This window comes from Bifidobacterium sp. LH_417 (assembly GCF_056357035.1).
Map to the genome: position 1 here is coordinate 1 of NZ_JBKEVI010000009.1, position 12,681 is coordinate 12,681.

Below are 12,681 nucleotides of genomic sequence, written 5' to 3' on the forward strand. Positions count from 1 at the left end.
GCATGGCCTACGGCTTCCACCACGTCAACAACCTCATCGCGCTCGTCATGCTCCGATGCGGCGGACTCGACATACACCTGCCTCGACCAAGAACCTAACCCACGAAAACAGCAGAAGCCTCGTAAAAAAGGATGAAGTTGTCTTTACTGGCGAGATTCCCGCCCGCTGTATACAGGCATACCGTACTGATCTGGCCTTTTACACCAACGGGCAGAGCGTATGCCTTACAGAACTGAAAGGGTATCAGGCCGCTGTCGGCAAGCCAGTCATCCAGCCCCGCCGTCCAAACAGCCGCCTGGACAAGGTGCGCTATATGTTTCAGAAGATAATGTAACGTCTTGCGCAATGCAAGCGTTCATTGCTGGCTATTGCGAAATATCATTGATAAAATCAGTATCAGAGAGGAGAAACTATTTTGAACCAGGAACAGACGAATATTACAACAGGAAAGCAAATACGTCATCTGCGAACACAATTGGGAATGACACAGGAAGAACTAGCCGGGGAATTGAATGTTACCCGGCAGGCACTATCGAATTGGGAGAGAGATGTTAATGAACCCGATTTAAATATGTTGAAAAAAATTTGCTTTCTTTTTGGAGTCAACATGGACGATTTTGCGAAGGAGGTAATTTACTTCACCTGGCGGCCGGCGCACCAGACGTGCTGGGCGGTCCAGTCGGCGGGGTCGAGGAGGTTGAGGTCGGCGGCGTATCCGGGGGCGATGAGGCCGAGCGGAGCGCCGGTGACGGGGTTGACCCGGTCGAATCCGAAGGCGCGTGCCGGGGTGAGGGTGGCGGCCTCGACGGCGGCGACGGGGCTGAAGCCGAGTTCGTTGACCGCGCGCTGGACCGCGACCTCCAGGGTGAGCGTGGAGCCGGCGATGGCGCCGTTGGACACGAGGCGAGCGTGGCCGTCGATGACGTTCACGTCGAGTTCGCCGAGCTTGTACGCGCCGTCGGGGCAGTCGGTGGCGGCCATCGCGTCGGTGACGAACGCGATGCGGTGGGGCGCCAGTCCGAAGCCGAGTTTGACCATCGGGTTCTGGACGTGGAAGCCGTCATTAATCAGCTCGATGGTGACGCGCGGGTCCTCCACGGCGGCCGGGATGGGGCCGGGTTCGCGATGGTGCAGGCCGTTCATCGCGTTGAACATGTGGGTCATGATGCCGGCGCCCGCGTTGAAGCCGGCCTGGGCGGTGGCGTAGTCGGCGTCGCAGTGGCCGACCGCGGGCACCACGCCGGCGGCCGCGAACTGGCGGATGGCGCCGATGCCGTGCTCAAGCTCCGGCGCGATGGTGATCTGGCGGATGCAGCCGATCTTGCCGGCGGCGGGGTCGGCGCCCGAGGCGTCGAGCATGGTTCCCACGAGTTCGGGCACCGGGTCCTTGAGGCAGTTCGGATCGTGCGCGCCCTTGCGTTTCAGGGCGAGGAACGGGCCTTCGAGGTGACAGCCAAGGATGTCGGGGCGGGTGGCCATCTTCTCGCGCACGGTGCGGATGTTGCGGCAGATCACGTCCATCGGGTTGGTGATGAGCGAGAGCACCTGGCGGGTGGTGCCGTGGACCGCGTGGCCGGCGCGGGCCATGTCGATGCCGTCGGGGCCGTCGTCGAAGCTCTTCTCCCAGGCGCCGTGCGAATGGATGTCCACATAACCAGGAGTCAAAATCCGCCCGGCCGCGTCAATAACCGCACCGTCCGATCCCGATGGAGCGGCCGGGTCGATGCCGACCGTGCGGCAGGCATGCTCGAACGCCTCCTCGCCGCTGCCGTCCGCCGTCGCGGCGCCCGTGCCCACGATCACGCCGCGCGCGTCCGAGACCACCCAATATCCGCTTTGCTCGCCGCGGGCATCCACCTTGCGCGCCCCGCGGATCGCGACCGGCTTGGCCTCGCCTTCCAACGCCGCGGTCACGCGCGCGACGATCTCGTTTCTGTCCTGCGTCATGATTTCCTTCCTGTATGCGTTCGGGCTCCTTCTTTGCGGAGAAAGAAGGAGCCCGAACCGTTCGATTGCCGATCAGATGCCCTGCCAGGCCGGCTTGTGGGCGAAGGCGTAGCGGTAGTAGTCCTTGTGGCGCAGGCGGCTGGCGGCCTCCTCGTCGATGATGATCGTGGCGTGCGGGTGCAGCTGCAGCGCGGAGGCCGGGCAGAACGCGCTCACGCCGCCCTCGACGGTCTCCTCGATGGCCTCGGCCTTGCCCGCGCCGAACGCGAGCAGCACGAGGTGGCGGGCCTTGAGGACCGTGCCGATGCCCTGCGTGATGCAGTGGGTCGGCACCTGTTTGATGTCGTTGTCGAAGAAGCGGGCGTTGTCGATGCGGGTCTGCTCGGCCAGGGTCTTCACGCGCGTGCCGGATGCGAGGGAGGAGCCGGGCTCGTTGAAGCCGATGTGGCCGTCGGTGCCGATGCCGAGGATCTGCACGTCGATGCCGCCCGCGGCCTCGATGGCCGCGTCGTAGGCCGGGCCGGCGGCGGCGATCTTGTCGCCGTCCTCGAGCGGGGCGCCGTTCAGCACGTCGCCGGGCACGTGGACCTTGGCAGGGTCGAGGCCCAGGGGCTCGACGACCGTGCGGTGGATGGTGGAGTGGTAGGACTGCGGGTGGTCGAGCGGCAGGCCCAGGTACTCGTCGAGCGCGAAGCCGCGCACCTTGGAGACGTCGATGTGCTCCTCGTGCACGATCTTGGCGAGGGCCTGGTAGGCGGCCAGCGGGCTGGAGCCCGTGGCGAGTCCCAGCACCGCGTCCGGCTTGGCCTTGATGAGGTCCGCCACGCAACGGCCGTAGATCTCGCCGGCCTCCTTCTCGTTCTTGATGATGATCACTTCAGCCATGATTGATTGCCTCTTTTCTGTGGGTGTGTTTTGGGGAATATGCACAGGCGGCGGCATGGTGGTGCATGCCGCCGCCCGTTGCCGGTCAGATGAGTTCGAGGTTCACGTCGAGGGTGAGCGGCCTGCCTGCGGGCAGCTGGTAGGCCGTGTGGACGGGGGCTCCCCAGGAGTCGTCTCCGCCGACGCCCATCTGCGCCGCGAGCAGACGCAGGTAGTTGTGGCGCGGGGCGGGCAGGTCCTCATGGCGGCGCGCGGCTTCGATCATGTAGGTGTTCCATGGCAGCAGGCTGGCCGTGAAGTGACGGTCGCCGCGCTGGCTGACGCGCAATCCGTGGCCTTGGATGTCGGTGGCTTCGAGCCAGCGGACGTCCTCGTGGCTTCCGGTTTCCTGCACCATGAGATACGGCGCCATGCTTGCCTCTGAGGTGGTGTCCCAGATGCCGAGCTTGCCGCCCTGCTTGCGGTCGCGGTAGGTTTCCTCGGGGCCGGGCCCGTAGTAGCGCAGCTGCGTGTATTCGCCGGGCAGTTCCCATTCGACACCGAACGCGGGCAGGCTGGCGGCGTTGGTGACACCGCCGGGGTATTCGACGGTCAGTCGCATGTGCATGTCGGACGTGATGCGGTAGGCGACCGTCACGGGCGTGTGGCCCGGGTCGGCGAGCTCGTACCGGTATTCGGCCGTGAGTCCTCCGTCGTCGGATTGCGTGATGCTCGTATCGGTCACGATGGCGTAGCGGCCGGCCGCGAACCATGCTGCACGGTCGAATCCGGAACGGTTACCGCGGTCGTTGTCGGTCAGAGGGCGGAAGGTGACGAGTTCAGGGCGACGGATGACCATTTCCCGTCCGTCCCGCGTCCAGGAGACGATGCCTCCCTGGGTGCGCGACAGGAGGATTTCCTCGTCGTCGCGGCGGATGCCCGTGTTCCACCGGCCGAGCGTGACCGTCGCGCGGCCGTCGTCGTCATAATCGGTCTCGGTGATGTCCCGTTCGGGGTTGAGGGTGCCGGTAAGCTGGCCGAACGCGAGCTCGTAGCCGGCCGGCGCCCATGCGGTGGATTCGGCGAGCAGGAGATCGACCTCGTAGGTGACCTCGCGCGTGTTCCCGTCCGTGTCGATGTCCGGGAAGGCGATGTCATGGCGTTGGGTGTCTCCGGCGGCCACGTCGAACCGGTAGTCGGCGTGCCAGATCTCGCGCCCGTCTTCGAGGAGCCGTGCGGCGAACACGTAGCCGTCGGTGCCGATGAACAGGTTGCGGTTCTCGATGGTCACGCCGTGCCCGTCGGGGGTGAGCTTGATCGGCGAATACAGCTGCTTGACCTCCTGCGCCTTGGGGCTGGGCGTGCGGTCGGCGAACACGATGCCGTTGCCCACGAATTCGTAGTCGGTCGGCCGGTCGCCCCATTCTCCGCCGACGCTGAGTCGTTCGCTCCCGTCGGGCAGGCGCTGGACGAGCCCCTGGTCGATGTAGTCCCAGATGAACCCGCCGGAGTAGCGCTCGTACTGTTCGAGGTCGATGAACTCGCTCAGGCCGCCGCACGAGTTGCCCATGGCGTGCATGTACTCGCAGCTGACGAACGGCTTGTTCGCCGCGCCACGCTCGTCGCCGTGTTCGAGCCAGTCGCGGATCTCGTCCGGCTTGGCGTACATACGGCTTTCGAAATCGCTGATCCCATCATAGGCGTGGTTCCAATTGACGCCTTCGTAGTGGACGGGACGGCCCGGGTCGAGCCGATGCGCGTGCATGCTCATGGCCTTGAGGACTTCGCCCGCGTAGGATTCGTTGCCCAGCGACCAGACGAGTACGCTGGGATGGTTGCGGTCACGCATGATCATGCTGTCCAGCCGGTCGATGCATGCGCCCAGCCAGGCCTCGTCGTCACCGGGGACGGAGGTGCCCACGGGGATGTCGCCGGGGCTGTTCCAGCTGCCGTGGGTCTCCAGGTTGGTCTCGTCGATCAGATAGATGCCGTATTCGTCGCACAGCTCGTACCAGCGTGACTGGTTCGGGTAGTGCGAGGTGCGCACCGCGTTGATGTTGTGGCGCTTCATGAAGCGGATGTCCCACAGCATGTCCTCTTCGGTGACGGCACGGCCGCGCCGGCAGTCGAACTCGTGGCGGTCCACGCCGCGGAACACGAGGCGCTTGCCGTTGAGCTTGAGGATGCCGTCCTCGATGGCCACATGCCGGAAGCCGATGCGGGTGCGCGCGGTCTCCAGAACCTTGCCGTCCGCGTCGAGCAGGGTGACGGACAGTTCGTACAGGTCCGGGCGTTCGGCGCTCCAGGGTGCGGCGTCGTCGATCTCGGCTTCGGCGTGCAGCGTTCCGGCCGCTTCCGTGGCGGTGCGCCAGACGATGGTGCCGTTCTTGTCTCGCAGCGCGAGGTCGGCCGTCGCGGCGTTCGTGGCGCCGTCGATCAGCACGTCCAGCGAGAGCGATCCGATCGACGTGGCAGGCTCCCAATCGGCTTCGGCGTGGATGTCGGAGACGTGGGCGGCGGGTCTCGCGTTGAGCTCGACGGAGCGGAACAGGCCGTGCAGCCGCCAGAAGTCCTGGTCCTCCAGCCAGCTCGCGCTCGAATACTCGTAGCAGGCGACCGCCAGCACGTTGCCGTCCTTCCTGACGGCGTCCGTCACGTCGAACTCGCTGGGCGTGAAGGAGTCCTCGGCGTAGCCGACGAACGCGCCGTTGAGCCACACGTAGATGGCGGTGGCCGCGCCCTGGAAGGTGAGCGTCACCGTGCGGCCCTCGCGGATGGCCTGGGCGACCGCGCCCTCCGCGGCGAACTTGCGTCGGTAGACCGCCACATGGCCATGCTCGGGGATGGCCGGGGCCTTTGGGTCCTCGTGGCCGTCCCACGGGTACTGCACGTTCACATACTGCGGGTCTAGCAGTCCCGCGGTCTCCAGATGCGAGGGCACCCGCACGCGGGGGAACGACGAGTCGTCGAAGCCCGGCGCGGCGAACAGCGGCGACACGTCGCTGATCCAATCCGGTCCGTCGCTCGTCCCGTCGGGGAAGCTGTTCGCCGGCGCCGTCTCGACGCGGACCCGCCATTCGCCGTCAAGGCTCTGCGTGAGATCCGTGCCCTCGCCGCCGGAGGGGGCGTGCGACCAGCACGTATGGTCGGAATGGGCGTCGAGCCGGTGGACCGCGTACACGCGCGGGTCGGCGAGCCATGCCGTCGTCGGCATGGACGGGGAGACGATCGGATCGCCGTTCTTCCGCTGATCGTCGGTTGTGTTCATGATGTCCTCGCTTTCGCATCGGATTGCGTCGCGTCGTTGCCGCCGCAGTGCGGGAGCCTTCGAATGTGACTCCTTGCACAACGATGATAAAGATATTTACTAATTTACGCAACTTCTTGCGCATGCCTCGACGGCGACTGCGAGAACCTGTGCAAATCTATTGATTGCAACGATAATTCGGCTGCTGCGATGTCTTTTCCCTGCGCGTCGCGTCGAATCGACGAATGCGATTCGTTGGCATTGCTTGCGACACGCGGTAAAGTTTTTTACTTTTTTGAGAAAGTTCTATACTCGCGTCTTGCGGGATCGGAGCTGTTCCCGCGCACGGATTCTTTACAGGTCGCAAGGAGGCCACCACACCATGAGCGGATCCACCACACAGCGCACGGCGACGCCCGGACAGCCGCAGGCAGCGCCCGCGAGGAACATGGGACAGAAGATCGCATACGCGTTCGGCAATCTGGGACAGGCCGCGTTCTACAACACGATGAGCACGTTCTTCATCACGTTCGTGACCACCGCGCTGTTCGTCGACGTGGACAAGACGCTGGCCGCGCGCCTCATCGCGGTGATCACCGGACTCGTGGTGGTCATCCGCATCGCGGAGATCTTCCTCGACCCGCTGCTCGGCAACCTCGTGGACAACACGAACACCCGCTGGGGCCGGTTCCGCCCCTGGCAGTTCATCGGCGGACTCGTGCCCGGCATCCTGCTGATCATGGTGTTCACCGGCCTGTTCGGCCTCGTGGACGTGAACACCGGCGTGTTCATGGTCCTGTTCGTCATCGTGTTCATCCTGCTGGACGTGATCTACTCGCTGCGCGACATCTCCTACTGGGGCATGATCCCCGCGATCTCCTCCGACTCGCACGAACGCAGCACGTACACCGCGCTCGGCGCGTTCACCGGATCCATCGGCTACAACGGCGTCACCGTCATCGTCGTGCCCGTCGTCAGCTGGTTCACCTGGAAGTTCACCGGCCAATGGGAGCAGGGCCGCACCGGCTGGGCCGCGTTCGCCATCATCATCGCCGTGCTCGGCCTGCTGACCGCGTGGAGCGTCGCGTTCGGCACCCGCGAGAACCAGGGCGAGCTGCGCGCCAAGGCCGAGGCCAACGGCAACCCCATCGAGGCGTTCAAGGCCATCGCCCAGAACGACCAGCTCCTGTGGGTCGCCCTGAGCTACCTGCTGTACTCCGTGGCCAACGTCGCCACCACCGGCGTGCTCTTCTACCAGTTCAAATACGTGCTCGGCGCGCCGGACAGCTTCTCCATCGCCGGCGTCATCCCGGTCATCACCGGACTGGTCACCACGCCCCTCTACCCGGTGCTCAACCGCCGCATCCCGCGCCGCTGGCTGTACACCGCCGGCATGGCGTTCATGATCGCCGGCTACACGCTGTTCATCATCGCGCCCATGAACCTGCCCGTCGTCATCGTCGCGCTCGTCCTCTTCTACCTGCCCGCGCAGACCATCCAGATGACCGCCATCCTGAGCATGACCGACTCCATCGAATACGGACAGCTCAAGACCGGCAAGCGCAACGAGGCCGTCACCCTCTCCGTGCGCCCGATGCTCGACAAGATCGCCGGCGCCCTGTCCAACGGCATCGTGGGCTTCGTGGCCGTCGCCGCCGGCATGGTCGGCAACGCCACCGCCGCCGACATGACCGCCGCGAACATCCGCACGTTCAAGACCTGCGCCTACTACCTGCCGCTCGCCGGCATCGTCGCCAGCCTCGTCGTCTTCCTCCTGACCGTCAAGATCGACGAGAACATGCACGATCACATCGTCGAACAGCTCGAAGAACGACTCGCCTCCGAGGAACCCGACAAGCAGTAAGTAATCAAGGCAGCAAGGGAACGGCCCGGCGCTAACGGTTTGAACCGTTGGCGCCGGGCCGTTGCCATGCCCGCCGGGGAGAGAAGAAGGAAGAGAACCGGCGGGGTTCCGGCCGGATTGTCGTCCGGCCGGAAGAATCATCGCGGCAGAGAGCGGTCCCTGCCGCTTCGGTCAGACCACGGATTGCCCGCCGGGAACCGGATCGGCGGTTTCGACGGCATCCGCGTCGGCGTCCTCGGCATCGACGGGTTGCATCGTGCCGGAGTGACGGCCGGCGGCGTTGTTCCCGCGCCTGAACCTGCGGGCGGCGACCAGTCCCACGCCGACGGCGAGCAGGGTGATCGCCGCGGCGATCACGCCCTGGATGGCGGCGCCGGTGTGGGCGAGCCCGGTCCGGTAGCCGTTCCAGTCGTCGGTGTTGCTGACCACCTCGGTGTCGGGGCAGACGAGCCTGCCGTCGATCGTGACCGCGTCATCAGGTGCGGACGTCTCGTCCTTGCCGTCGAACGGATCCGGGTCGGAGACGACGCATTCGATCAGAGGCGTGCCGGTGACCGTGGCGCGGTCGGTGTGATGGTCGGTCACGCCCTTGAGGACGCCCTTGACCTCGACGCTCTCGCCGGGCTTGAGGATGCGGCTGTCCCAATCGGCGGGGTATTCGAGATCGGTCACCCGGCTGTCGCCGGCGACCAGTTGGTCCTTGAGGTTCAGGTCCTTGGTTCGGTACCATGCGCCCTGCTTGGTGTCGGGGTCGGTGGTGCTGGTGTTGGTGATGGTGAACACGATGCGCGTGTCGCCCTGCATGGCCAGCGCGTCCTTGACCTGGTCGCGGTCGCCGGCCGGCCAGCCGGAGGCCTCGTCCCATTTCTCGATCTTCAGGCTCGGGGTCATGTCGGGCGTGTGCGTCTCGACCTGGTTGGAAGGCCGTTTGGTGCCGTTGAGGGTTTCGTCGAACCGGTTGGCGATGTGTTCGCCGGTCTTGACGCGCTTGCACTGGATGAACGCGGTCCATGCCTGCTCGCTTTCGTCGTTGCCGCTGACGAGGTCGAGCATGCGCTGGGTCGCGGTAACGGTGACCACGCCCTTGTCGTCCTGCGCGAGGGTGAACAGTTCGCCGCCGTATGCGCCGGCGTCGAAGCCGCTGCCGGCGATCTTCATGCCTTTATGGGCGATCACCTTGCCCTGTTCGGTCAGGTCGCGCATGGCGTACACGGCCCATTGGCCGGTGTACTGGTCGTGCTCGGTGTCGAGCGGGTCGGCGATGCTCCAGTCGGTGACCTTCTGGTAGGCGCGGTGCGCGGGCAGCACGGAGCTGTCGAGACGGTAGAGGAACAGGCTGTTGAGGTACACGCTCCGCTTGTCGATGGATTCGCCGTCCACCTTCACGACCACGTCCTTGGACGGGTTGACGGGTTTGAGGGGGTTGGCGACCTCGTTGGTGTCCTTGCGGGTGTCGTTGACGACCTGCGTGGCCTTGTTCTTCACGATATGTCCGTCGGTGACCTTGATGACGGTCATCGGCAGGATCACCTTGTAGCTCGTGCCCAGCATCGACTGGTCGATGGCCGGCTCCTTCAACGGGTCGTGGTCCTTCTTTTCGGCGTATTCCTTGAGGTTCTTGGGCTGGGGGTCGCCCTTGATGGTCTCGCCGGTGGCCGGCACCTTCGTGTCCGCGGTCTTGGCGTACACGTAGGCGACGCCGTCGATCGCCGCGATGTTGAACTTCGCGGTCACGTCCTTGCCGGTCGCGGTATCGGTGACCTCGATGCGCTTGGCGTCAAGGGAGAGGTATTCGTCGTCCCAGTCGTCGGTCATGCCGAGCCTCCAGACCTTGTAGGCCTGGTTGGTCTGCTTGGCGTCGATGGTCACGCGGTAGTAGATCCGGTCGCCCAGCAGAGCGGTCTTGCCGTCGATGCTGATGGACGGGTCGGCCTGGGTGTCCTTCTTCACCGGCGTGAAGTCGGGAGGCTCGTTCCACACCCTGTTGCTCGGGGTGACCATGTTGTTCAGTGTCAATGCCCACTGGTTGCCGATCTTGGTGTCCGTGGGCGCGTCCTTGGCGACCGTGCCCTCGAAGCGGACGATGATGCGCGGGTTCGCGCCGTTGCGCCAGTTGGTCTTTACGTACCCGTCGGAGAACACGAGGCGCACCGCGTGCTGCGAGTCGTTCCACTGGGTCTCGTACTCGGTTTTCGGGATGAACCTGCCGGTGGACAGGTCGGTGACCTCCAGGGTCTGCTTGTCCACTTCAAGATGTTCGTCGTAGGTGTCGGTGACCGCCACCTCGCTGACGGAGTACGCGAGATTGCCGGGCAGGTGGGGCTGCGTCTCCAGACGGTATTCCACGCGCTGGCCCGGGTAGACGACCCTGCCGTCCACGGACGCCTGGTCGCCTCCCTGCGAGGATTCGCCGACCACGTCCTTGACGACGGGCGGTATGTAGCCGCAGATCTTCGGTTCGTTCGTGGGGATGGTGTGCGTGTTGACGGTCTGGGATCCCTTGTTCGTCAGCGCCTTGCCGTCCGGCGTGGTGCAGAACGACAGTTCGTCGCTCGACTGCTTGCCGAAGTCGTCGCGCACCTGGCCCGCGCCCTTGCCGTTGGCATAGGACGCCTTGCCGGGAATGAGCAGCGTGACCTGCTTCGCGGTCTTCAGCCCCTTCAATCCATCACGGTAGGTCTGGCCTGCGGTGGCGGTCACCGTGGTGCCTTCCATCGTGATCGTCCACTGGTCGGTGACGTCCCTGCCGTGGTTGGCGATGTCGGTGACGCTGGATTCGCGATCGGTGCCGGCATCAGCCTCGTACACCTTGATCTTCGACTTGTCGTCGGCGTCGAACAGGTAGTCGGCGGCCGACCAGTCGTCCGTGAGCGTCAGAGCCTCCGGGGCTTGGATGAGGTTTTTGGCGATGGTGCCGTTGACCACCGAGGCGACCCGGTCCCCGTCCAGAAGCGTCATATCGTCGGCGCCGGTCTGGTTGGTCTCCTTCGGATCGATGACCGCCTCCCACTGGCCCTTCGCGTTCAGGCGGATCCAGCTCTTGTCGGGATTCGGCCGCCACGTATCGAACTGTTTCGTTCCGGCGTCGGCCTCGGGCTCGTGGTTCCACTGGCCCCACGCATGGTCCCTGACCTGCTGGAAATCGGAGGGCTTCGACACGGTCACGTCGAAGCTGAATTCGTAGACATGGTCCATGGGCATCTCGCCCTTGTCCGCCGAACGAGCGGCCGACACCGTGTTCGACGCCTTGTCCCAGTTGATCTCGAACTCGCCGGAAACGTCGCGGTTGCCGTCGGTCCTGTCGATGAGCCTGTAGTTGTCCACGGAGTATTCGACGCCGTTGGGTTCGATCACATCGCGGAAACGCATCTCGTAGCCGCCACGGCCGGTGCCGTACGTGATGGTGGTGCGGTTCGTCATCCGGTCGGCGCTCACGCCGTCCTCGATTTTCTTGACCGGGGGCTCGGGCGGCACCGAGCTCACCTTCCAGGATTCGGCCGGATCGCGGTCCGCGGTGTCCACGGCCGCCTGCATGCGGCCCTGCTTGGGCACCTGAATGTCGATCCAGTACGAGCCCTCGGCCCAGTATTTCATGCCGAAATCCTTCGGCGAGGCGAGATTGTCGAGCTGGGTGTCTCCATTGCTGGAGAAGCTAATCGGCTTGCTCACGCTCTTCGCGGGCATGTAGGGGCCGTTCTCGTAATGGATGATCGCGGTGCCGTTCAACGTCTCCTTGATCGCGGAACCGCCGTTGTCTGCGTGGATGACGTCGCCGATCGGGTCGGTGGAGCCGACCTGCATGTCGGTCTTCTGCTTGTGGCTGGTGGTCACGTTCAGCTTGTAATCGACCGGTGGCTGGTTCTGCGCCAGCACGATCACGCGGAACGAGGCGTTCGGGTTGGAGTTGATCGACTCCTGTGCCAGCGAGTCAACGCTGCGCGTGCCGAGCTTGTCCTTCCACGTGGTCGAGGTCGAGTACTTCTGTCCCTGATACGTGTAGTCGCCCTTCGCCTCGGCCTTCCACTGCGCCTCCCAACGGTTCTTCGCGTTCGAGCTCACGTAGCTGCCGTTGAACGAACCATCCGCCAAGCGCACGTAGCCCACCGCCACCAGACGGCAGTCCGCGTTCCCCTCACCCGTATAGGAGCGTTGGCACTCATCGATCGCGTCGCTCAAAGTCTTGTTCATGTTCACGAACTGGTTCTGCCCGTTCGCCAGATCGGACGACAGACGCACCTTCGCATCACTCAACGCCGTCTTCATGCCATCCAGCGTGGCCGGCCACGAATCCTTGTAGATCCAATGCACATCGGCCGTCTGCGTCGGACCACCGCCCGAACCGCCGCCATCCTCGCCGGAACCACCGCCACCGTTATCGGCCAACGCGACCGGAACCAGACAGGCCAGCAACGCCGCGGCGGCAGTGATCGACGCCACCGCGCCGGTGCCTTTCTTCCCGAACCTCATACGAAATCCTTTCCCACATGCGATCACAAGCCCCTCTCCGGGAAGGGGGGGGAGACGGGGACTCCAGAACCCGCCTCCTCCCGGGTCCCTGGAAGAAAAGCACGCCCGCAAGCCCGACGGCCGGCCGTCGGACCCCGAACGCACCATCAGCATCACCCTGCTCCAGGTGGTCTTGCGGCGGACAGACGTTGTCCCGGTCGAACCACCTCATCGTGGATCTGGGCTGTTGTGTCGCTCAGGTTATGATCTGATTGCGAAACGCGGCGGTATGCACACAGGTTACGCTGTATAA

5 protein-coding genes and 2 pseudogenes are annotated in these 12,681 nt (G+C 64.7%); 3 read left to right on the forward strand and 4 right to left on the reverse strand.

Going from position 1 to position 12,681, the window contains the following annotated elements; all coding sequences use genetic code 11:
• Positions 1-121: 121 nt before the first annotated feature.
• Together AC1AYR_RS06665 and AC1AYR_RS06670 are read left to right on the forward strand one after the other, a co-directional pair.
• Positions 122-334, forward strand: a pseudogene (locus AC1AYR_RS06665) (tetracycline resistance protein); the annotation flags it as partial.
• Positions 335-415: 81 nt separating this feature from the next.
• Positions 416-607 (forward strand): annotated as a pseudogene (locus AC1AYR_RS06670) (helix-turn-helix domain-containing protein); the annotation flags it as partial.
• 26 nt (positions 608-633) lie between these two features.
• Here the strand turns inward: AC1AYR_RS06670 and nagA are convergent.
• The 3 genes from nagA to lacZ all read right to left on the reverse strand — a co-directional run bounded on the left by nagA (position 634) and on the right by lacZ (position 6,079).
• Positions 634-1,947 (reverse strand): N-acetylglucosamine-6-phosphate deacetylase, encoded by a 1,314-nt coding sequence (gene nagA, locus AC1AYR_RS06675; RefSeq protein ID WP_163231255.1) that lies wholly within the window; start codon positions 1,945-1,947, stop codon positions 634-636.
• Between the two features lie 72 nt (positions 1,948-2,019).
• Entirely contained in the window at positions 2,020-2,832 is an 813-nt protein-coding gene (nagB, locus tag AC1AYR_RS06680; RefSeq protein ID WP_109057771.1) for a glucosamine-6-phosphate deaminase, read from the reverse strand.
• Positions 2,833-2,917: 85 nt separating this feature from the next.
• On the reverse strand, positions 2,918-6,079 hold the full coding sequence (gene lacZ, locus AC1AYR_RS06685; RefSeq protein ID WP_109057772.1) for a beta-galactosidase, LacZ type: 3,162 nt from the start codon (positions 6,077-6,079) through the stop codon (positions 2,918-2,920).
• A 361-nt stretch (positions 6,080-6,440) separates the two neighbouring features.
• Here lacZ and AC1AYR_RS06690 point away from each other — a divergent pair, with 361 nt between their 5' ends.
• Entirely contained in the window at positions 6,441-7,922 is a 1,482-nt protein-coding gene (locus AC1AYR_RS06690) for a glycoside-pentoside-hexuronide (GPH):cation symporter (protein WP_163231253.1), read from the forward strand.
• 171 nt (positions 7,923-8,093) lie between these two features.
• On the opposite strand, the gene AC1AYR_RS06695 is transcribed toward AC1AYR_RS06690, so the two are convergent.
• Complete coding sequence (locus AC1AYR_RS06695) at positions 8,094-12,389, reverse strand: LPXTG cell wall anchor domain-containing protein (RefSeq protein ID WP_476512039.1); 4,296 nt, start codon at positions 12,387-12,389, stop codon at positions 8,094-8,096.
• Positions 12,390-12,681 lie beyond the last annotated feature (292 nt).